This window comes from Tardiphaga sp. 215_C5_N2_1 (assembly GCF_052076055.1).
Lineage (GTDB): Bacteria > Pseudomonadota > Alphaproteobacteria > Rhizobiales > Xanthobacteraceae > Tardiphaga > Tardiphaga robiniae.
The window spans coordinates 1,843,776-1,863,699 of sequence record NZ_CP197240.1 but is presented as its reverse complement, the minus strand read 5'-3'; the positions used below and the strand labels follow the sequence as shown (position 1 = coordinate 1,863,699).

General features: G+C 62.8%; 20 protein-coding genes. 11 read left to right on the top strand and 9 right to left on the bottom strand.

Going from position 1 to position 19,924, the window contains the following annotated elements:
- Positions 1 to 27: 27 nt before the first annotated feature.
- From AB7828_RS08840 to AB7828_RS08815, 6 genes are all read right to left on the bottom strand, one after another.
- Positions 28 to 459, bottom strand: coding sequence for a MerR family transcriptional regulator (locus AB7828_RS08840; protein WP_441229951.1), 432 nt, complete (start codon positions 457 to 459; stop codon positions 28 to 30).
- Between the two features lie 214 nt (positions 460 to 673).
- Complete coding sequence (plsY, locus tag AB7828_RS08835; protein WP_441229950.1) at positions 674 to 1,264, bottom strand: glycerol-3-phosphate 1-O-acyltransferase PlsY; 591 nt, start codon at positions 1,262 to 1,264, stop codon at positions 674 to 676.
- A gap of 85 nt (positions 1,265 to 1,349) precedes the next feature.
- Positions 1,350 to 2,651 carry a dihydroorotase gene (locus AB7828_RS08830; protein WP_089263768.1) on the bottom strand — a complete coding sequence of 434 codons (1,302 nt, stop codon included), beginning with the start codon at positions 2,649 to 2,651 and terminating at the stop codon, positions 1,350 to 1,352.
- Between the two features lie 5 nt (positions 2,652 to 2,656).
- Positions 2,657 to 3,610: an aspartate carbamoyltransferase catalytic subunit gene (locus tag AB7828_RS08825; RefSeq protein ID WP_089263769.1), complete on the bottom strand. Its 954-nt coding sequence runs from the start codon at positions 3,608 to 3,610 to the stop codon at positions 2,657 to 2,659.
- 226 nt (positions 3,611 to 3,836) lie between these two features.
- Positions 3,837 to 4,976, bottom strand: a complete 1,140-nt coding sequence (locus AB7828_RS08820; protein ID WP_441232214.1) for an MFS transporter — start codon at positions 4,974 to 4,976, stop codon at positions 3,837 to 3,839.
- Positions 4,977 to 5,075: 99 nt separating this feature from the next.
- Positions 5,076 to 5,693 (bottom strand): TetR/AcrR family transcriptional regulator, encoded by a 618-nt coding sequence (locus tag AB7828_RS08815; RefSeq protein ID WP_175368475.1) that lies wholly within the window; start codon positions 5,691 to 5,693, stop codon positions 5,076 to 5,078.
- A 271-nt stretch (positions 5,694 to 5,964) separates the two neighbouring features.
- On the opposite strand from AB7828_RS08815, the gene AB7828_RS08810 reads away from it, so the two are divergent.
- The 3 genes from AB7828_RS08810 (at position 5,965) to AB7828_RS08800 (ending at position 9,213) form a co-directional block, all read left to right on the top strand.
- Positions 5,965 to 6,708 carry a M15 family metallopeptidase gene (locus tag AB7828_RS08810; protein ID WP_441232213.1) on the top strand — a complete coding sequence of 248 codons (744 nt, stop codon included), beginning with the start codon at positions 5,965 to 5,967 and terminating at the stop codon, positions 6,706 to 6,708.
- 67 nt (positions 6,709 to 6,775) lie between these two features.
- Positions 6,776 to 8,422: an isovaleryl-CoA dehydrogenase gene (locus tag AB7828_RS08805; protein ID WP_441229949.1), complete on the top strand. Its 1,647-nt coding sequence runs from the start codon at positions 6,776 to 6,778 to the stop codon at positions 8,420 to 8,422.
- Positions 8,419 to 9,213: a lysostaphin resistance A-like protein gene (locus tag AB7828_RS08800; RefSeq protein WP_441229948.1), complete on the top strand. Its 795-nt coding sequence runs from the start codon at positions 8,419 to 8,421 to the stop codon at positions 9,211 to 9,213. The genes AB7828_RS08805 and AB7828_RS08800 overlap by 4 nt, the downstream gene beginning before the upstream one ends.
- Positions 9,214 to 9,275: 62 nt before the next feature.
- On the opposite strand, the gene AB7828_RS08795 is transcribed toward AB7828_RS08800, so the two are convergent.
- Genes AB7828_RS08795 through AB7828_RS08785 form a run of 3 tightly spaced genes read right to left on the bottom strand, consistent with a single transcriptional unit; the run spans position 9,276 to position 11,303 of the window.
- Positions 9,276 to 10,202, bottom strand: coding sequence for an AEC family transporter (locus AB7828_RS08795; protein ID WP_441229947.1), 927 nt, complete (start codon positions 10,200 to 10,202; stop codon positions 9,276 to 9,278).
- Positions 10,203 to 10,206: 4 nt separating this feature from the next.
- Positions 10,207 to 10,698 (bottom strand): Holliday junction resolvase RuvX, encoded by a 492-nt coding sequence (ruvX, locus tag AB7828_RS08790; protein WP_441229946.1) that lies wholly within the window; start codon positions 10,696 to 10,698, stop codon positions 10,207 to 10,209.
- Positions 10,699 to 10,745: 47 nt separating this feature from the next.
- The gene (locus AB7828_RS08785; RefSeq protein WP_441229945.1) at positions 10,746 to 11,303 is read right to left on the bottom strand and encodes a GNAT family N-acetyltransferase; all 558 of its coding nucleotides are present in this window, start codon (positions 11,301 to 11,303) and stop codon (positions 10,746 to 10,748) included.
- Between the two features lie 83 nt (positions 11,304 to 11,386).
- On the opposite strand from AB7828_RS08785, the gene AB7828_RS08780 reads away from it, so the two are divergent.
- The 8 genes from AB7828_RS08780 to gatB all read left to right on the top strand — a co-directional run bounded on the left by AB7828_RS08780 (position 11,387) and on the right by gatB (position 19,304).
- Positions 11,387 to 11,611 carry a hypothetical protein gene (locus AB7828_RS08780; protein ID WP_068732430.1) on the top strand — a complete coding sequence of 75 codons (225 nt, stop codon included), beginning with the start codon at positions 11,387 to 11,389 and terminating at the stop codon, positions 11,609 to 11,611.
- Between the two features lie 148 nt (positions 11,612 to 11,759).
- Positions 11,760 to 12,836 carry an NAD(P)H-dependent flavin oxidoreductase gene (locus tag AB7828_RS08775; RefSeq protein ID WP_439064165.1) on the top strand — a complete coding sequence of 359 codons (1,077 nt, stop codon included), beginning with the start codon at positions 11,760 to 11,762 and terminating at the stop codon, positions 12,834 to 12,836.
- 90 nt (positions 12,837 to 12,926) lie between these two features.
- Positions 12,927 to 13,214, top strand: a complete 288-nt coding sequence (gatC, locus tag AB7828_RS08770) for an Asp-tRNA(Asn)/Glu-tRNA(Gln) amidotransferase subunit GatC (RefSeq protein WP_093761362.1) — start codon at positions 12,927 to 12,929, stop codon at positions 13,212 to 13,214.
- 31 nt (positions 13,215 to 13,245) lie between these two features.
- The gene (locus tag AB7828_RS08765) at positions 13,246 to 13,479 is read left to right on the top strand and encodes a hypothetical protein (RefSeq protein ID WP_068732436.1); all 234 of its coding nucleotides are present in this window, start codon (positions 13,246 to 13,248) and stop codon (positions 13,477 to 13,479) included.
- Positions 13,480 to 14,958: an Asp-tRNA(Asn)/Glu-tRNA(Gln) amidotransferase subunit GatA gene (gene gatA / locus AB7828_RS08760; protein WP_441229944.1), complete on the top strand. Its 1,479-nt coding sequence runs from the start codon at positions 13,480 to 13,482 to the stop codon at positions 14,956 to 14,958.
- An 87-nt stretch (positions 14,959 to 15,045) separates the two neighbouring features.
- Positions 15,046 to 16,143, top strand: a complete 1,098-nt coding sequence (locus AB7828_RS08755; protein ID WP_309945308.1) for a sensor histidine kinase — start codon at positions 15,046 to 15,048, stop codon at positions 16,141 to 16,143.
- 201 nt (positions 16,144 to 16,344) lie between these two features.
- Positions 16,345 to 17,733, top strand: a complete 1,389-nt coding sequence (locus AB7828_RS08750) for a patatin-like phospholipase family protein (protein WP_441229943.1) — start codon at positions 16,345 to 16,347, stop codon at positions 17,731 to 17,733.
- A gap of 86 nt (positions 17,734 to 17,819) precedes the next feature.
- On the top strand, positions 17,820 to 19,304 hold the full coding sequence (gene gatB, locus AB7828_RS08745; RefSeq protein ID WP_441229942.1) for an Asp-tRNA(Asn)/Glu-tRNA(Gln) amidotransferase subunit GatB: 1,485 nt from the start codon (positions 17,820 to 17,822) through the stop codon (positions 19,302 to 19,304).
- The last annotated feature ends 620 nt before the right edge of the window (positions 19,305 to 19,924 follow it).

The following is a 19,924-nucleotide window of genomic DNA, read 5'->3' as shown; positions in this document are numbered from 1 at the left end:
GCGTCCGCGTTCTCCGGCGGGGCGATCTCAATCTTTAAGGGCGCGCGCGAGCGTTTCGCGGATGTGCCGTGTCTGGTGATCCGTGGCAGCGTCATTGTCCTTCTCCACCGTGTTCAGGCCGGAATAGCCGGCGATTTTGGTGTCGAGGACGGCAAGGCAGTCATGAAGTTCGGCCAGACGAGCACGGACATTGGTCCGATGTTGCTCGAGGATGAGCCGGCGGTCTTCCGTGGTTTGCGAACCTCGCTCGCGCAGCTGAGCGTATCGCAGCATGTCGCGGATCGGCATCCCGGTCGTCCTGAGGCGTCCGAGAAAGGCAATCCACACCAAGATGGAAGCGTCATATTCGCGTTGACGGGAGGCGTTGCGCGGTGCGCCAGGAAGCAGCCCGATCCGCTCGTAATAGCGGATCGTGTATGCTGACAAACCGGCGCGTTTTGCGAGTTCTCCGATTTTCATGTTCTGTCTTCTCGTCACGACGCTGACCTTGCTACAGGTTAGAGTGCGCTCTAAGTCAACAGCAAATACTTCTTCGCTCGGAGCTGATGAAGCGGCATTTCCATGCAGTTATCGGCATCGAAAGCGGCGATGCCGGATCGGGATCAGTCCGTGCAGGCAGCACACCGGCGAAGGACGTCAACTGTTCACGATCACGAAGCCCAAGCGGCCTCACTCAATTTTTCGCGCCGATCTTGCCTTCGGTGCCGTTCAGCAATCGCTTGATGTTCTCGCGGTGCATGAACCACAGCAGCAGCGTCAGCACGGTGGCCAGCACGGCGAGCTGTGGTGCCTTGGCCCACCACAGGAAGATCGGCGTGATGGCGCTGGCGGTCAGCGCGGAGAATGACGAGTAGCGCGAGGTGAAGGCGCAGGCGAGCCAGGCAAGGCAGAACACGATGGCGGCCGGCCAGTACAGGCCGAACATGATGCCGATATAGACGGCGACGCCCTTGCCGCCCTTGAAGCCGAGCCAGACCGGGAAAAGGTGCCCAAGGAAAGCGAAGAGACCGGCGATCATGGCCGGGACAGGACCGCCGACACTGCCGGCGATGATCACGGCGACGGTGCCCTTGAGGGCGTCGAGCAGCAGCGTCGCCGCTGCGAGGCCCTTGCGGCCGGTGCGCAGCACGTTGGTGGCGCCGATATTGCCCGAGCCGATGGTGCGGATGTCCTGCGTGCCGGCGAGCTTGGTCAGCACCAGTCCGAACGGGACGGAACCGAGGAAATAACCGAGCGCGGCGGCGAATATGTAGAGAACGATCATTGGACCTCTATTCTAAGACGCGCTTCGCACTTTCGTGCTCCAGACGCGCTCCGCGCTTTCGGTGTCCTAAGACACGCATATGGCGTTAGACGTGCTCGTAAACGGTGCGTCCGCCGACAATAGTGCGTGCGACGCGCCCCGTGAAGCGGGCTTCGTCGAATGGTGTATTCTTGCATTGCGATTTCAGATCCGCGGGATCCAGCACCCACGGCACATCGGCGTCGATGACAATGATGTCGGCGACAGCGCCGGGGCGTAGTGTGCCGCCCGGCAGGCCGAGCAGTTCGGCCGGGCGTGTCGACATCGCACGGATCAACTGGGTGAAGGTGAGCTCGCCATTGTGGATCAGCCGCAATCCCGCCGACAGCATTGTTTCGAGGCCGATGGCACCCGGCGCGGCTTCGGCGAATGGCAGCCGCTTGGTCTCGACATCCTGCGGATTGTGGTCGGACATGATGACGTCGATCAATCCTGACGCGACGGCCTCGACCAGCGCGCGGCGGTTCTCTTCGGTGCGGAGCGGCGGCGACAATTTGAGATAGGAGCGATAGGGCCCGATATCGTTTTCGTTCAGCGTCAGGTGATTGATCGACGCCGAGGCGCTGACACGCAAGCCGGCGTCGCGGGCGCGCTTCAGGATCTCGATGGATTCGATGCAGGTCAGTGAGGCCGCATGGTAGCGCCCGCCGGTGAGGGCGACGAGACGCATGTCGCGCTCCAGCATGATGGCTTCGGCGGCATTGGGAATGCCCATCAGGCCGAGCCGTGACGCGCGCTCGCCTTCATTCATCACGCCTTCGCCGACGAGGTCGGGATCCTCGGTGTAATGCACGATCAGCGCGTCGAAATCGCGCGCATAGGTCAGCGCACGGCGCATGATCTGCGCGTTGGTGATGCTCTTGTCGGCATCTGTGAAAGCGACGGCGCCGGCCGCTTTCAGCAGCCCGATCTCGGTCATCTCGTGGCCTTCGAGGCCCTTGGTCAGGGCGGCCATCGGATGGATGTTGACGATGGCGGTGTCGCGGGCGCGGCGCAGGACGAAGTCGACGGTGGCAGAATTGTCGATGGTCGGCGAGGTGTCCGGCTGGCAGATGATGGTGGTGATGCCGCCGGCTGCGGCTGCACGGCTGGCGGAGGCGAAAGTCTCGCGGTGGCTGGCGCCGGGTTCGCCGACGAAAGCGCGCATGTCGACGAGGCCGGGGGCCACGACCTTGCCGACGCAATTGATGATGTCGGTGCCTTCAGGCACGCCGGCCGCGCCGATGCCACGGCGGGCATCGCGGATAACGCCGTCGGCGATCAGGACGTCACCGACGCCGTCGAGATCGCTGGATGGATCGATCAGGTGCGCATTGGCGAGGAGGATAGGGCGGCGATCTGTCAGCATGGGCATCACGCGTTCGGCAGGTTGCGCGCGAGCGCTTCGAGCACGGCCATGCGGACCGCTACACCCATCTCGACCTGTTCGCGGATCAGCGACTGCGCGCCGTCCGCGACGAGGGAGTCGATCTCGACACCGCGGTTCATCGGGCCGGGATGCATCACCAGCGCATCGGGCTTGGCGTAAGCGAGCTTCTTCTGGTCGAGGCCGAAATACTGGAAGTATTCGGCGGACGACGGCACGAAGGAACCGTTCATGCGCTCGCGCTGCAGCCGCAGCATCATGACGATGTCGGCGCCGTTGAGGCCCTCGCGCATATCGCGCGCGACCTCGACGCCCATGCGCTCGATGCCCGGCGGCAGCAGCGTGGAGGGCGCGACCACGCGGACGCGCGCGCCCATGGTGTTGAGCAAGAGAATGTTGGAACGCGCGACCCGCGAATGCAGCACGTCGCCGCAGATCGCGATCACGAGACCTTCGAGGCGGCCCTTGTTGCGACGGATGGTCAATGCGTCGAGCAGGGCTTGCGTCGGATGTTCATGGGCGCCGTCGCCGGCATTGATGACGGAGCCGTCGACCTTGCGCGCCAGCAGTTCGACCGCGCCGGAGGCATGATGGCGCATCACGAGAATGTCCGGATGCATCGCGTTCAGCGTCATCGCGGTGTCGATCAGCGTCTCGCCCTTTTTGATCGAGGACGATGACACCGACATGTTCATGACGTCGGCGCCAAGTCGCTTGCCGGCCAGTTCGAACGACGACTGGGTGCGCGTCGAATTCTCGAAAAACAGATTGATCTGGGTGCGACCGCGCAGGCTGGAGCGCTTCTTGTCGACCTGGCGGTTCAGCTCGACATATTCCTCGGACAGGTCGAGGAGGCCGGTGATATCCGCGGCGGAAAGGCCCTCGATGCCCAGCAAATGCCGGTGTCCGAGGACGAAAGAGGATTTCGTGGCTTGGGTCATTAAAACGAAAGCTATAGGCAGAGTTGAAAAGCGGAGCAAGCGCGATTCGCCCGCTTTTCGGTTATCCCCCGGTCAGTCCGACCACATTCTTGCCGTCATGCCCGACGAATGCCGGGTATCCTCTCCACGGCGTACCGTTTTGGGACCACCTTCAGTGAGGGGCGACGCCGAGGCCGACAAGCCGCGTCCAAAGAGCTGACAGCGGCTGGGCAGTCTCGGCATCGTTCTATTCCGTTGCGAAGTACACGACCGCCACGACGGGGAACGCAAAACCGACCCATGAGGCGAGTGTCCATCCTCCCTGCGCGTAGGCCCATCCGCCTGCCGCCGAGCCAACCGCCCCGCCGACAAAAAACGTCGCCATGTAGAGCCCGTTGAGACGGCTGCGGAATTCCGCACTAAGTGAGAAGATCGCGCGCTGCCCGAGAGTCAGATTAGCCGAGACGCCGAAATCGAGGAGGATCGCTGCTGCGACGAGAAGACCGAGGGCCAGCGTCGAACCTTCAGGCGCGATGTGCGTCATCAGGAAAGCACCGGCCACCGCAAGCATGGCGACAGCGGTCGCAGGGCGACTCCATCCGCGATCGGCAATCCGGCCCGCGATCGGGGCGGCGACAGCACCGGCAACACCCGCCAGCGCGAAAAGCGCGATCCCGCCTTGCGACAGGTGGAATTCCGGCCCCGCGAGCAACAGCGGCGTCGTGGTCCAGAACAGACTGAACGCACCGAACAGGCAGGCGTGATAGAGCGCACGCCTTTGCAGGATCGGCGTCGTCACCGCCAGATGCCCCATCGAGGCCAGCAGTTCTCCGTAACGAAGTTTCGACGTCGGCATACGCCGTGGCAGCGCGCGGCTGAGAACCAATGCGAGGACAATCATCGCACCCGCCGACAGGAAGAACACGGCGTGCCATGACGACAATTCAGCGATGAAACTGGACACCGGGCGGGCCAGCATGATGCCAAGCATCAACCCGCTCATGACGTTGCCGACAACGCGGCCCCGGCTCGCTTCAGGAGCCATATGAGCTGCATAGGGAACGAGAACCTGCACCGCGACCGACCCGAGGCCGATGAAGAGGGCTGCGATCAGGAATGGAAGTGCGTGAGGTGACAGTGCCGCGCCCAGCAGCCCTAGGGTGGCGACGCCAAGCATAATGAGGGTGAGATGACGGTTCTCGATGAGATCGCCGAGCGGCACGATCAGCAGCAGACCCGCCCCGTATCCGATCTGCGTCAAGGTGACGATAAGTCCCGTCGCCTGCGGCGAGAGGCCGAGGGCGGCACTGATCGGCCCGGCCAGTGGCTGGGCATAATAAACATTGGCCGCGATAAGCCCGCAGGCGGCGGCGAGGAGGAAAGTCATTCCAGTGGAAACAATCCGCCTGTCGGGCAGGTGGTCGGTGATGGTGGTCACGGTCGTCCTCACAATAGGAAACATTCGTTTTCTAATTTGGCAAAAAAATCAGGTGAGCGTGCGCATGGCAACCTCCACTACGGCTGCCATCTCCGCGCGGGTTCGCCCGGTCTTCCCGATGACCCTCATGCCTTGAAGCAGGCAGAGCATCAGCCGGGCGGTTGCCTTGCTGTCGATCCCGGTGGGAATGGAGCCGTCAACCTGCCCTTGTTGAATCAACTCGGCCATCATGGCCTCATTCCGCTTGAAGGATGCCGTGACACGCTCGGCGACCTCCTTGTCGAAGATCGCAAGTTCCGTTGCGCTCCCGACGACAAGGCATCCCTGCAGCCCCTCCGCGCCGTGTGACGATTCGACGTAGAAGGCCAGGGCATTACGAATACGCTCCAGTCCCGTTGCGCCATTTTTGATGGCGCGAGCTAGCTTTTCATTGCGAACCGCCTTGTTCCGATCGAAGGCGGCAATAAAAACCGCGCGCTTGTCTTTGAACGCCTTGTAGATGCTGCCTTGGGTCAGTTCCATTGCATCTGTCAGATCGCCGATCGACGTGGCGTGATAGCCACGCTCACAAAACACCCGAACGGCTTTATCGAGAGCTTCGTCTACGTCGAACTCACGCGGTCGGCCGGGGCCCCGGGAAGCGGATGATGGTACGGCGTTCGACATCACTCCTTATAGAAAATGAACGTTTCCAAATCAAGGGCTTTGAGCAGGTAAAGCGCTAAGCTTCCGGTCCTTTCCAAACGGTCAGCACGCCGATACGACTGTCTCCTGACGCGGGGTGCGCCCTGTTCGGTCAATCATTGGCGGCGGGTCCGTCAGCTCGAACCACTATGACCCGACTTATCGGTGCGTTCGCCCTAGCGCCTTTGCATCAAGTCGCCCCGATTGGATGGCGGAAGCCCTGATGATCAATTGTCTCAAACGATCCGTTGCGATGATGTGGGGCCTTTCCGCGATCATGCTTGGCGTTACGCCCGCGCAATCACAGACGCTGCCTGACGATTTCGTGTTCCTGCGCGATATCGATCCCTCGATCCGGCAGGACATCCGCTATGCCGGCGTCAACAATTTCGTCGGCCGCAAGCTCAGCGGCTATGATAGCGCGGAATGCGTGGTGAAGCGCCCGGTCGGCCTCGCTCTGCAGAAGGTGCAGCGCGAGTTGATGGCGCAAAACCTGTCGCTGAAAATGCTGGATTGCTATCGGCCGGCGCGGGCGTCGCGCGACATGGTGGCGTGGGCGCGCGATGGCAACGAGACGCCGGCGCAGAAGCGCTATAATCCAGCCTTCAGTAAAACCGATCTGTTCAGGCTCGGCTATATCGCCGAGCGCTCGGGCCACTCCACCGGCGCGGCGCTCGATCTGACGTTGGTCGATCTGCGTGCGCCTGCGTCGGCGGCATTCGATCCGAACAAGGCCTATGCAAGCTGCATCGCGCCGGAAGCACAGCGCGCGCCCGAGGGCAGCGTCGACATGGGCACGGGTTACGATTGCTCCGATGCCAAGGCGCATACCGGATCGCGCGCGATCTCACCCGCGCAGCGGCGCTGGCGCGATCTCCTGGCGACTGCGATGGGCAGGCAGGGCTTTGTGAATTATTCCAAGGAATGGTGGCACTTCTCGCTCCCGGGCACAGGTGCGCGCGCCTACGATTTCCCGATTGCACGGCAGGCAAGATAGCCCCGTGAAATCCCGGTCGATCCGGCGTAAAATGATTCGCAATACCGCCTCCAGCCGGAACTGATTCATGACCGACGCCACCTCTGCCATTCATGCGGTGCTCAACCAGTCGCCACCATTCGAGGACGTCAATCTGTTCGAGCTGGACCGGCCGCTCGTGGAAGCGGTTGCGATGAATGAGGGCTCGTTCGCCTATGTCGACCACGCCGAATTCGGTCAGCTCTGGGGATCGGCCGAGATGGCGCAACGCGCGCGGCTGGCCAACGAGAATACGCCGAAGCTGCGGACTTTCGATGCGCGCGGCAATCGGCGTGATGAGGTCGAGTTTCATCCGGCCTATCACGAGCTGATGGCACAGAGCATTGCAGCGGGAATTCACAATTCGACATGGACGCGTGACGGCAAGTCCGCACGCGGCGCGTCCGAAGTGGCGCGCGCCGCAAAATTCTATATAGCGGCGCAGGTCGAGACCGGGCATCTATGCCCGATCACCATGACGCGCGCTGCCGTGGGGGCATTGGCGATGCAGCCGGATGTGCTGGCGCAGGTGATGCCGGTCATTGCCAGCCGCGACTACGATCCGAGCTTTGCGCCATGGTCGGCTAAGCGTGGCATGACGCTGGGCATGGGCATGACCGAGCGGCAGGGCGGCACGGACGTGCGCAGCAACATGACGCGCGCCGTGCGCGACGGCGATGCGTATCGGATCAGCGGGCACAAATGGTTCATGTCGGCACCGATGTGCGACGCGTTTCTGGTACTCGCGCAAGCCGAAGATGGCCTCAGCTGTTTCTTCATGCCGCGATTCCGGCCCGACGGCTCGCTCAACGCGCTGAACTTCCAGCGCCTGAAGGACAAGCTCGGCAATCGCTCCAATGCGTCGTCGGAAGTCGAGTTCAACGATGCCTATGCACTGCGCGTCGGCGACGAGGGCAAGGGCATCCGCACCATCATCCAGATGGTGCAGCTGACGCGGCAGGATTGCGCCACAGCATCCGCCGGTTTGATGCGCTCGGGTCTGGTCCATGCGCTGCATCACGCAAGACATCGCAGCGTGTTCCAGAAACACCTCGCCGATCAGCCGATGATGCAAAGTGTGCTCGCCGACATGGCGCTGCATGTGGAGGCGTCGACGGCGCTGGTGATGCGGCTGTGCCGCGCCTTCGATCTCGCGCCGGAGGATACGTCCGAGGCGGCGTATATGCGTTTCCTCACGCCGGTGGTGAAATACTGGGTCTGTAAATCGGCGCCGGGCTTCCTCTATGAAGCCATGGAATGCATGGGCGGCAATGGCTATGTCGAGGAAGGCATTCTGGCGCGGCATTATCGCGAGGCGCCGGTCAATGCGATCTGGGAAGGCTCCGGCAATGTGATGTGCCTTGATGTGCTGCGGGCGCTGTCGCGCGAAGGCGACGCATCGACCGCAGTGCTGCAGGATCTGATGCTGGAGACGCGCGGACTGCCCGGCGCGGCCGACACTGCGGCCTTTATCATTCGCACCTTGCTGCGGCCCGACAGCGAGCGTGTAGCGCGGCAGGCGGTGGAATCGCTGGCATTGCTGGCGGCCTGCGCGGCGCTGAACATGGTGCATCCGCCCCATGCCGAACTGTTTGCGCGGACACGCCTCGATGGTGCGCGTGGTGCGATCTACGGCACCCCTGAATTGACCGAAGCTCAGGGCCGGGGGCTGCTCGAGCGGGCGTTGCCGCAGTGAGTGCGCTGGAGACGCCGATCACGCCCGACGCATCGTCAGACCTGCCACCCGCGACGAAGCCGCCGCGGGTCTGGAAATTCTGGGGTACGAGCCTCTGGGGGCTGTTCGCTTTTGCAGCGATGTTTGTCGGTCAGCTGACCGTCGTCGCCTATTACCTGCTGATCAAGGATGCGCCACTCGACGCGACGCTGCTGATCAAGGCCATGAGCAGCGGCACGACCATCGCCGCGTCCGTTCTCATGGGGCTTCCGGCAGTGTGTCTGGCGCTGTGGCTGGCGACGCGCATGGCGCGGCAATCCTTTGCGGACTATCTGGGGCTACGCGGCACGTCCTGGAAAAACTATGTCATTGGCACGGTGGCGCTGATCGTGCTGGTCGGTGCCTGGGAGCTGGTCGCAAAAGGCATGGGTCGCGACTCCGCGCCGACTTTCATGCTGGAAGTGCTGAAGTCGGCCCGTGCCGACGGCGCGCTGTGGCTGCTCGTGATCGCGTTCTGCGTCGGGGCGCCGATGACCGAAGAGTTTTTCGCGCGTGGCTTCCTCTATCGCGGCTGGTCGGAATCGTTTTTGCGGCCGTTTGGCGCCATCGTGGCGTCATCGCTGGTCTGGACGGCGATGCATCTGCAATACGATTGGTTCTTCTTCGTCGAGATTTTCACCATCGGCCTGCTGTTCGGCTATATGCGCTATCGCAGCCACTCGACATGGCTGACGATCTTTCTGCATGGCCTCAACAATCTGGCGGCGACTGTTCAGACGCTGCTCATCGCGAACGGTGTGATATCGCCCTAGAGCATGATCCCGAAAAGTGGGAACCGGTTTTCGGGCAAGATCATGCTCAAAAAAAGAAAAACCTATTCCGCCAGCGCAATGAAGATGGGCATGGTCAGGACCGCCAGCGTGGTTTGAATAGTCAGGATCTGCGCCAGGAGGGGCGCGTCGCCGCCCATCTGCCGCGCCAGAATATAGCCGTTCGACGCCGACGGCACCGACGCGCAGCAGACGACCACCGCGAGATTGGCGCCGGACAGGCCGAAGGCGATGCCGAGGCCCATGGCAATCAGCGGCATCACGGCCAGTTTCAAGACGACCGTCAGTGCTGCAGCCATGCCGGGTCTGTGCAGGCCTTCGAGTTGAAGACCGGCGCCGACAATGAGCAGGCCCATCGCCAGCGAACAGCGCCCGAGCGCATCGAGGAACTCGTGGGCGGGCTTGGGGACCGGCAGACCGACCAGGTTGATCGCGAGGCCGATCACGCAGGCCCAGATCAGCGGGTTCTTGGCGATGGTCAGCAGCAGCGCCGGCCACGCCATCCGCTGCGGTGAGGCGTAATGCGCCAGCACCCAGACCGCCAGAATATTCAGCAGCGGGATCATCGCCACCATGGCGACGGAGGCCAGCGTGATGCCGAGGTCGCCCCACAGATTGCCGGCGACCGATAGTGCCACGAAGGTCTGCCAACGCGTGGCGCCCTGAAACAGCGACGTAAATGCCGGCCCATCGAGGCCGATGGCCCGCGCCAGCAACGGACGCAGCGCCAGACATAGCGCGGACATCAGGATGACGGAGAGCAACAAGGCACCGCCGACACCTGCGATGGGCACCGACGCCAGATTGGCGCGCGCCAGTGTGTCGATGAGCAGGGCGGGGAACAGGACATAATAGACGAGCTGTTCCAGCCCGACCCATTCGATGTTCTGTTTCAGCAGCAGGCGCCGCAGCGCGTAGCCGAGCACGATGAGCAGGAAGACCGGGACGAGAGCGGCAAATACCGTCAGCATGGGGTCAGCGAATATCCGGCGTGCGCAGCAAGGCGGCGAGGCGATCTAGCGCGCCCTGAAGAATGAAGATCGCGGCATGTTCGTCGATGACCTTGGCGCGTTTGGCGCGGCTGACATCGTTGGCGATCAATTCGCGCTCGACCGCTGATGTGGACAGACGTTCGTCCCAGAAGGCGATCGGCAGTTCGGTCAGTTTCGAGAAGTTGCGGGCGAAGGCGCGGGTCGATTGCGCGCGCGGTCCCTCGCTGCCGTCCATATTGATGGGAAGACCAAGGACGAAGCCGCAGACATTTCGCTCAGCGGCAAGCTTGATGAGGCGTGCGGCATCGGCCTTGAAGGCAGTTCGCTCGACAGTCTCAATGCCGGTCGCGAGACGGCGATCGGGATCGGACACCGCGACACCAATGGTCTTGGTGCCGAGATCGAGACCGATCAGTGCGCCGCGGGCGGGCAGATGTGCGGCGGCTTCGACGAGGGGAAGGATGACTGCAGGCATGGTCCCGCATAACACGCGGAGCCATCAGATCAAACGCTGCGCCGCAATTATCGGGGCGGACGGCGGCTGCGCCATTCCTCGGCGGTCATTTCCCAGATTTCCGAGGACCAACGGCCGGAGACGTAGTCGCGATCCTCGGTGGCGATCACGCGCATGCCGGATGTTTCCGAAATCCGGCGCGATGCGGTGTTGGCGATGGCCTTGATGACGCGCAACACGGGCCGCTGCAGGGTGTCGAACCAGAAATCTGTCACGGCGTCGCTGGCCTCGGTCATTAGGCCTTGTCCGTGCCAGGCGGGATCGAGCCAGAAGCCGCGGTTGTCGTCGCCGCTGTCCCTGACATTGATCATGCCGATCAGTTGCTCCGGTGCGCTCTTCAGGCGGATCGACCAGTGCCATTCGGTGCCGCGCTCCATGCCTGGCAGCACGACATCGCGCAGGAAAGTGAAGGCGCCGTCAGCCGGGTAGGGCCATGGCACGCGGCTGGCCAGGAAACGCACCACCTCTATTCGCGGGAAAAGCCTTTGCACGGCATCGGAGTCACCCAGCACGAGTGGGCGCAGGATCAGTCTGGGCGTGATGAGTTCGGGAATGGCAGCGGTCATCGGTCGCGTTTCACATCGGTGGTGATTTGCGGCAAGGTAGCATCGTTCCCGCGTTTCTGCGTCTTACGTCACGAGCCCGATCTATGGACGCCCTCAGCCTGTTTGGATTGTTCGCGGTCAGCGCCATGCTGGTCTGCTACGCGCTGGAAGCACGCAGTCCGTGGTTCACGCTGGCCTTTGCCGGCGCCTGCGGGCTCGGATCGCTCTACGGCTTCCTGCAGGGCGCCTGGCCGTTCGGGCTGGTGGAGGCGATCTGGGCTGGCGTTGCGCTGCGCAAGTGGATGCTCATCCCCCGCGCAACCGCATAGCTCACGCGGGTGCGGCCGTGTTAGCCTGAGCAAGGCTCGGCAATGATGCGCGTGCCATTTCCTCACGTTTGTCTCAAGATCGTCACTGCTTTGCCGCTGGATTCAGAGGCATTGCCGCAAGATTGTCGCAAGAATCCGGAGATCCCCCATGTGGCCCGACCGCCGACTGATCGACTTATTCGGCACCGAATTTCCCATCGTGCAGGCGCCAATGGCAGGCGTGCAGGATGCCGACATCATGATCGGCGCAGCGGAGGGCGGCGCGCTGGCCTCGTTGCCGTGCGCAATGATCTCGCCGGAGAAAGCCCGTGAGCAGATCAATATCGTGCGCCAGCGCGTCTCCGCGCCGGTCAACATGAATTACTTCTGCCATACGGCGGTGGACGCCGATCCGGCACGCGAGGCCAACTGGCGCAAGCGGCTGTCGTCCTATTACGCCGAACTCGGGCTCGATCCGAATGCAGACATCAATGCGGCCAACCGCGCGCCGTTCGATGAGGCGATGTGCGCGCTGGTGGAAGAGCTGAAGCCCGAAGTGGTCAGCTTTCACTTCGGCCTGCCGGACCCGGCGCTCTTGAAGCGCATCAAGGCAGCCGGCTGTCGGGTCATCGCCTCTGCGACCATCGTCAAGGAAGCCGTCTGGCTCGAAGAGCGCGGCGTCGACGCGGTCATTGCGCAGGGGGCGGAGGCCGGCGGTCATCGCGGCATGTTCCTGACCGAGGATATCGCCACGCAGCCCGGCCTGTTCGCGCTGTTGCCGCAGGTGGTGGATGCGGTGAAGGTGCCGGTGATCGCGGCCGGCGGTATCGCCGATGGGCGCGGCATTGCCGCAGCCTTTGCGCTCGGCGCAGCCGGTGTGCAGATCGGCACCGCCTATCTGCGTACGCCGGAATCGAAGGTCAGCGGGCCGGGTCGTGCAGCCCTGGCCGGGGCGTCGGATGCCTCCACCGTCATTACCAATGTCATGACCGGGCGGCCCGCCCGCGGCGTCATCAATCGCGTGATGCGCGAGGTCGGGCCGGTCTCGCCCGATGCGCCGGCATTCCCGCATTCGGCGACCGCGCTGGGGCCGCTGAAAGCCGCCGCCGAGAAGCTCGGTCGGGCCGATTTTACCAATCTCTGGGCCGGACAGTCGGTCGGAATGGGCAGCGAACGGCCTGCGGCGGAGCTGACGCGGTCGCTGGCGGCGGCGGCATTGGCGCGGATGGCCGAATTGCGGGGCTAGGGCGTCAAACAAGGCGGAGGCGTCCGCCGGTTGCGGCGCGAAACCTCCGTCTGCTATACGGCGGACAGATGTTGCCCTGAGGCCTATATAATGTCCGTCGATGCTGCCACCGTTCGCCGTATCGCGCATCTCGCGCGGATCGCGGTCACAGACGCTGAAGTTCCCCATCTGCAGGGCGAGCTGAACGCGATGCTGGCCTTTGTCGAGCAGTTGCAGGAAGTGAATGTCGACGGCGTCGAGCCGATGACCTCGGTGATGCCCATGGAAATGAAGAAGCGCGCCGATGTCGTCAATGACGGCGAGATCGTCGACGCGGTGACGGCGAATGCGCCGGAGTCCGAAGATCATTTCTTCCTGGTGCCGAAGGTCGTCGAGTAATCGAGCAAGAACCGTTCGAACGGAAACCGCCATGTGCCTGCTTTGCGACGATGAAAAGTCCTATCAGCTCTATATGGACTACCTCGACGAGATGGAGCGTCAGGGGAAGGTCAAGGACGTCGACGCGGCGATGGATGCCATCCTCGACAAGGTTCAGGCCGCACAGGAGGCTGACGACAAGCTTCGCCGCAGCTCTTTCAAAAAAGATGCACCTGAAAACGACAAGACGCTCTCTCCCTTCTTTTGCAGCCCGGTCAATAAATAGATGACAGATCTGACGTCGCTGACACTCGCCGAGGCGCGTGACGGCCTTGCGACCAAATCCTTCACGTCAGTCGAACTGACCGATGCGCATCTCAAGGCGATGGAAGCCGCACGCGTGCTGAACGCCTATGTGCTGGAGACGCCGGATCAGGCGCGCGCCATGGCGCAGGCGGCCGACGCGAGACTCGCCAAGGGCGAGGGCGGCTGGCTTGGCGGCGTCCCGCTGGGGATCAAGGATCTGTTCGCGACCAAGGGCGTGCGCACAACCGCGTGTTCGAAGATCCTCGGCAATTTCGTGCCGCCTTACGAGTCGACCGTGACCGCGCAGCTCTGGCGCGACGGTGCGGTTATGCTCGGCAAGCTCAACAATGACGAATTCGCCATGGGCTCGGCGAACGAGACGTCGTTCTTCGGTCCGGTGATCAATCCGTGGCGGCGCGACGGCTCCGACGTCAATCTGGTGCCCGGCGGCTCGTCCGGCGGTTCGGCATCGGCCGTTGCCGCAGGTCTCTGCCTTGGCGCCACTGCGACCGACACCGGCGGTTCGATCCGCCAGCCTGCGGCGTTCGCCGGCATCGTCGGTATGAAGCCGACCTATGGCCGCTGCTCGCGCTGGGGCACGGTCGCTTTCGCGTCCTCGCTCGACCAGGCCGGGCCGATCGCGCGCACCGTGCGCGATACCGCGATCCTGATGCGCTCGATGGCCGGCTACGATCCGAAGGACTCGACGTCCGTGGATCGCGACGTGCCGGACTACGAGGCGGCGATCGGCAAGTCCGTGAAGGGTATGAAGATCGGCATTCCCAAGGAATATCGCATCGACGGCATGCCGGCCGAGATCGAAAAGCTTTGGTCGGAAGGCGCTGCGCAGCTCAAGGCCGCCGGTGCCGAACTCGTCGACGTGTCGTTGCCGCACACTAAATACGCGCTGCCGGCCTATTACATCGTGGCGCCCGCCGAAGCCTCGTCGAACCTCGCGCGCTATGACGGTGTGCGCTACGGCCTGCGCGTGCCCGGCCGCAGCATCAGTGACATGTATGAGAATACCCGCGCTGAAGGCTTTGGCGCGGAAGTGCGCCGCCGCGTGATGATCGGGACCTATGTGCTCTCCGCCGGCTATTACGACGCCTATTATCTGCGCGCGCAGAAGGTGCGCACGCTGATCAAGCGCGACTTCGAGGAGTGCTTTGCCAAGGGCATCCATGCGATCCTGACGCCGGCGACGCCGTCGGCGGCCTTCGGCATCGGCGAGAAGGGTGGCGCCGATCCGATCGAGATGTATCTCAACGACATCTTCACGGTGACGGTGAACATGGCCGGCCTGCCGGGCATCGCGGTTCCCGCCGGCAAGGACGCGCAGGGATTGCCGCTCGGGCTGCAGCTGATCGGGCGTCCATTCGACGAGGAAACGCTGTTCTCGCTCGGCGAAACCATTGAGCAGGCATCGGGGCGTTTCACGCCAACGAAGTGGTGGGCCTGACATCATCATCCGCGTGAAGTGTTGCGCGTTTGACATTGCGTTTTGCGGTGCACTTGGCCATGGTTTGCCTATGAGCATGGACCGTGCATGAGCACCGACGACGGGCTTCCGCCTTCCCAACAGGTCGATCAGATTCTGGGTTCCCCGAAGCTTGCGCAGGCGATCGAGAATGATCGCTACAAGCATCTGCTGGATCATGTTCCCGTTGCGCTCGCCATCTCGCGCGGATTGGGCAGCGATCAGCAGGTTGTCTATATCAACAAGGCCTTCGAGCAACTGATGACAATGGCGCCGGCCGATGTCGAAGGCCAGAGCTGGACCTGTCTCGACGGCTTTCTCAACGAAGACAACCAGAGCCAGACGCTGGGCGAAGCGATCCGCGACGGCGAGGACTTCATCGGTGTTTTCCGTCCTTCGGTGCCGGTCGATCGGCTGGTGATCGTGCAGGCCTATGCCTCGGTGATCGAGAGTGACGACGGCGTCGAGAATTTCCGGATCGCCGCGCTGGTCGATGTCGGTGGCCGCGAGCGTGCGCAGATCGAGCAATTCGAGAACCAGATACGCGACCGCGACATGCTGATGCGCGAGCTGCAGCATCGGGTGAAGAACAATCTGCAACTCATCACGGCGCTGGTGCGGCTCGAAGCCCGCTCGGCCGTGGAAGGCGAGGCTGTTGCGCTCGGCCGGCTGGCGAGCCGGATCGATGCGCTGACAGTGCTGTACCGGACGCTGTCCGACGAGAATGCGACGCCCGAGATCGATCTCGGACAGTATCTATCGGACATCGCCAATGCGGTGATGGCTGCCAGCGCGACGGCGGATATCACGCTCGATCTGCAGGTCGGCTATTGCCCGATGTCGATCAATATCGCGATGCCGGCGGGACTGCTGGTCAACGAGATGCTGACCAATGCGCTGAAATACGCCTTCATCGGCCGTGCCGGCGGTCAGATCAAGCTGATCTGCAAGCTGGAAGGCGGCCACGTCACGGTGGTTGTCGCCGATGACGGCATCGGCCTTGGCGAAGGCCAGGACTGGCCGTCGCCGCGCAAGCTCGGCGCGCTGATCCTGCAGACGCTCAAAGAGAATGCGCCGAACGTGAAGTTCAACGCCGAGAGCATTCGCGGGCAGGGCAGCTGGTTCACGCTGGTATTTGATGCCGCGCCAGGCACGCAGCTGAACTGAGGATTGGCGCTGCGCCATTTGCCGCGCACCTTGTTTCACCATTCATTAGCCACGTTGCTGGCGCGATTGGTGCCGGATCGTCAGTTTGCATCGAATTGCAATGCTTTACGGTAATATCTGATTGAGATTCCGGATTGGGGACCGTCCGGACACGGTCCGTGCCGTTTGGTGCGGCCGTCTTGTGGGATCGGTAGAGAAGTGATGAGTGCGTTGCGTTCGATCGGTGTCGTGGTCACGACCTGTGCGCTGCTGCTGGGCTGTACGTCGGTCTACAACCTTCCCGCCAACGTGCCGCTGGCCGGCGCCTCCCTCGATCCCAATCTCGACGCCGTTTTCAAGGATGCTGCCGAGCAGGACGACCTGCTGATCGGTTTTTCGTTCTCAGGCGGTGGCACGCGCGCCGCGGCATTCTCGTTTGGCGTGCTGGAAGAGCTTGGCAGCATCCGCATGCGCGGCGCATCCGACACCATGCTGGAGCGCATCGACTTTCTGTCCGGCGTTTCCGGCGGTTCGGTCACGGCGGCCTATTACGGTTTGAAGAAGCGCGCGGCGCTGTCGGACTTCCGTGAACGTTTCCTGCTGCAGAATGCCGAGGCCGGACTGACCACACAGTTGTCGCTAGGTACTATCGGCCGTGCCTTGGGCGGCGGCATCAATGACTCCAAGGGCTTCACCAGTTGGCTCGACGCCAATCTGTTCCAGAATGCGACTTTTGGCAGCCTGCGAAATAGCGGTTCGCCACGGGTCTGGATCAACGCCTCGGATATCTATAACCGCGTGCCGTTCGTGTTCGACAACACGGCCTTCGCCGCGATCTGCAGCGATCTCAGCAAGTATCCGCTGTCGGGCGCCGTGGCTGCGTCGGCTGCGGTGCCGCTCGCCTTTGCGCCGGCCGTGGTGCAGGCCTTCCCCGGCACATGCAACGAGCCGCTGCCGCCTTGGGTCGCGCGCGCAGCCGCGAACCGCAATGCGTCGCCGATGTTGAGTGCCTATTCCAAGGCAGTGATGCGTTACCGCGACGGCGCGGTGCCCTATATCAAGCTGATGGATGGCGGGCTGGTCGACAATTACGGCGTCTCTGCGCTGACCATCGTGCGCGAATCCTCCGAGACGCCCTATGGCCCGATGACACCGCAGCAGGCGGTCCGGCTGCGCCGCGGGATCTTCATGGTGGTGGATTCCAAAGTCGGTCTCTCCGGCAACTGGATCAATACGGTGGAAGGGCCTGAAGGCGTCGATCTGATCAAGGCTGCGGTGGACACCACCATGGATGCCAGCATCGGCTCCAGCTACACCGCATTCGACCGAACCATGAAGGACTGGCAATCGTCGCTGATCAAGTGGCGCTGCGGCTTGTCGGCGGCAGAGCGAGCCCGCTATGGCGCGGGGCCCGGCTGGCGCTGTACCGATCTGCAGCTCTTCGTCGGCCGGCTTGGGTTCGATCAGCTAGATCCGGCGCGTGCCGCAGTGCTCGAAGCCGTTCCGACGCGTTTCCAGCTGCCGCAGGGGCAGGTCGATGACTTGATCCTCGCCGGTCGCGAGACGTTGCGTGCCAGCTCCGTGTTCAGGGCTTTCGCTTCGGGCATCTGATCGGTAGGGGCAAATGCCCTGGAAGCGACGCTGGAAAGCCTCACTGGGGGTTTTCCCGCGCCCGCGGTCGCGGTAGAAACCGCTCCATGAACGCACCTGTCAAACCTTCGAAGCTCATCAAGGGCGCCACCGGCGACTGGGAAATGGTCATCGGTCTGGAGATCCACGCCCAGGTCAATTCTCACGCCAAGCTGTTCTCCGGCTCGTCCACGGAGTTCGGAGGTGCGCCGAATAGCCATGTGTCGCTGGTCGATGCGGCGATGCCGGGCATGCTGCCGGTCATCAACGAGGAATGCGTGAAGCAGGCGGTCCGTACCGGGCTCGGCCTGAAGGCGCAGATCAACCGGCGCTCGACCTTCGACCGCAAGAACTACTTCTATCCGGACCTGCCGCAGGGCTACCAGATCAGCCAGTACAAGTCGCCGATCGTCGGCGAGGGCGAGGTGACGATCGAATTGGCCGATGGCGAGACCGCCACCGTGGGCATCGAGCGCCTGCATCTCGAACAGGACGCCGGCAAGCTGGTGCACGACCGCAATCCGTCCAGTACCTCGGTCGATCTCAACCGCTCGGGCGTCGCGCTGATGGAGATCGTCTCCAAGCCGGACATGCGCTCCAGCGAGCAGGCCCAGGCCTATGTGTCGAAGCTGCGCACCATCCTGCGCTATCTCGGCACCTGCGACGGCGACATGGAGAAGGGCAACCTGCGCGCCGACTGCAACGTCTCGGTCCGCAAGCCGGGCGATCCCCTGGGAACCCGCTGCGAGATCAAGAACGTCAACTCGATCCGCTTCATCGGCCAGGCCATCGACTACGAGGCGCGCCGCCAGATCGGCATCCTGGAGGATGGCGGCAGCATCGAGCAGGAGACGCGGCTCTACGACCCGAACAAGGGTGAGACCCGCTCGATGCGCTCCAAGGAAGAGGCGCATGACTACCGCTATTTCCCGGATCCCGATCTGCTGCCGCTGGAATTCAGCGAGGACTATGTTGCCGCGCTGAAGGCCGAGCTGCCGGAACTGCCGGACGAGAAGAAGGCACGTTTCATCAGCGCGTTCGGCCTGTCGGCCTATGACGCCGCCGTGCTGGTGGTCGAGCGCGAGAGTGCCGAGTTCTTCGAGACGACGCTCGCCGGGCTTGCCGACAAAGCGCGCGACGGCAAGCTCGCCGCCAACTGGGTGATCAATGAACTGTTCGGGCGCCTCAACAAGGAAGGCCAGGACATCGCGTCGTCACCGGTGTCGGCGGCGCAGATGGCTGCCATTATCGACCTGATCGGCTCAGGCGTGATCTCCGGCAAGATCGCCAAGGACCTGTTCGAGATCGTCTGGACGGAAGGCGGTGATCCGCGCGCGCTTGTCGAAGATCGCGGCATGAAGCAAGTGACGGACACCGGCGCCATCGAGAAGGTCGTCGACGACATCATCGCAGCCAATCCCGACAAGGTCGCGCAGGCGCAGGCCAAGCCGGCTCTGATGGGCTGGTTTGTCGGCCAGGTGATGAAGTCCTCGGGCGGCAAGGCCAATCCGCAGGTCGTCAACGACCTCCTCAAGAGCAAGCTCGGTATCTGACGACGGCCTTGCGATGACCGCGGCGCCGCCTCGAGCGGCGCCGTTTTCGTTTTGGCAGACCTCGTTGGCGCGTCGTAACCTACGCGATGAACGGTCACGAGCGCGGGATCAGATCGCGAATCGGCGTGCCGTCAGTCGACAAAAAGTGCGGTTGTGGCCAGCACCGATAAGTCGCGAACGCGTTTTCCCGAAAAATATTTTCATTGCCAAAAATCCCGACTCAGAGTCTGCGGCACCTGTTTTCAGTGCCCCGACTCACGCTTGGGGACGGCAGAAGTTTGTGTAGTTGTTTGATAGTACGAATTGCGGGCGTACGGAAAAAATAAGCACTTTCTGCAATCTTGACATTTGTGGACGCAACGTTTTCGGGCGTTTCTCGCGTCGCCTCGCGTGCCGGATTTCAAGTTGTGACTGAGCCCGTGGGGGAAGTGGCGCGTTGCGCTCATCAACACTTCCTTAAGCGGGAGACTGTTCTTTTGAAATCGTTGGTGTATTCGGGATGAAGTGCATTTCGATTCCCGAGTGCACGCAGCGATCAAGTCATCTCTTTATGGAGGGCAACATGGCCAAGAAAGCTACGAAGAAGGCAGTCAAGAAGACCGTCAAGAAGGCAGCGAAGA

Bases quoted from the DNA above. Each gene is read 5' to 3' on its own strand.
- AB7828_RS08840 (WP_441229951.1), bottom strand. From the start codon at position 459: ATGAAAATCGGAGAACTCGCAAAACGCGCCGGTTTGTCAGCATACACG.
- plsY (WP_441229950.1), bottom strand. From the start codon at position 1,264: ATGATCGTTCTCTACATATTCGCCGCCGCGCTCGGTTATTTCCTCGGT.
- AB7828_RS08830 (WP_089263768.1), bottom strand. From the start codon at position 2,651: ATGCTGACAGATCGCCGCCCTATCCTCCTCGCCAATGCGCACCTGATC.
- AB7828_RS08825 (WP_089263769.1), bottom strand. From the start codon at position 3,610: ATGACCCAAGCCACGAAATCCTCTTTCGTCCTCGGACACCGGCATTTG.
- AB7828_RS08820 (WP_441232214.1), bottom strand. From the start codon at position 4,976: ATGACTTTCCTCCTCGCCGCCGCCTGCGGGCTTATCGCGGCCAATGTT.
- AB7828_RS08815 (WP_175368475.1), bottom strand. From the start codon at position 5,693: ATGTCGAACGCCGTACCATCATCCGCTTCCCGGGGCCCCGGCCGACCG.
- AB7828_RS08810 (WP_441232213.1), top strand. From the start codon at position 5,965: ATGATGTGGGGCCTTTCCGCGATCATGCTTGGCGTTACGCCCGCGCAA.
- AB7828_RS08805 (WP_441229949.1), top strand. From the start codon at position 6,776: ATGACCGACGCCACCTCTGCCATTCATGCGGTGCTCAACCAGTCGCCA.
- AB7828_RS08795 (WP_441229947.1), bottom strand. From the start codon at position 10,202: ATGCTGACGGTATTTGCCGCTCTCGTCCCGGTCTTCCTGCTCATCGTG.
- ruvX (WP_441229946.1), bottom strand. From the start codon at position 10,698: ATGCCTGCAGTCATCCTTCCCCTCGTCGAAGCCGCCGCACATCTGCCC.
- AB7828_RS08785 (WP_441229945.1), bottom strand. From the start codon at position 11,303: ATGACCGCTGCCATTCCCGAACTCATCACGCCCAGACTGATCCTGCGC.
- AB7828_RS08780 (WP_068732430.1), top strand. From the start codon at position 11,387: ATGGACGCCCTCAGCCTGTTTGGATTGTTCGCGGTCAGCGCCATGCTG.
- AB7828_RS08775 (WP_439064165.1), top strand. From the start codon at position 11,760: ATGTGGCCCGACCGCCGACTGATCGACTTATTCGGCACCGAATTTCCC.
- gatC (WP_093761362.1), top strand. From the start codon at position 12,927: ATGTCCGTCGATGCTGCCACCGTTCGCCGTATCGCGCATCTCGCGCGG.
- AB7828_RS08765 (WP_068732436.1), top strand. From the start codon at position 13,246: ATGTGCCTGCTTTGCGACGATGAAAAGTCCTATCAGCTCTATATGGAC.
- gatA (WP_441229944.1), top strand. From the start codon at position 13,480: ATGACAGATCTGACGTCGCTGACACTCGCCGAGGCGCGTGACGGCCTT.
- AB7828_RS08755 (WP_309945308.1), top strand. From the start codon at position 15,046: ATGAGCACCGACGACGGGCTTCCGCCTTCCCAACAGGTCGATCAGATT.
- AB7828_RS08750 (WP_441229943.1), top strand. From the start codon at position 16,345: ATGAGTGCGTTGCGTTCGATCGGTGTCGTGGTCACGACCTGTGCGCTG.
- gatB (WP_441229942.1), top strand. From the start codon at position 17,820: ATGAACGCACCTGTCAAACCTTCGAAGCTCATCAAGGGCGCCACCGGC.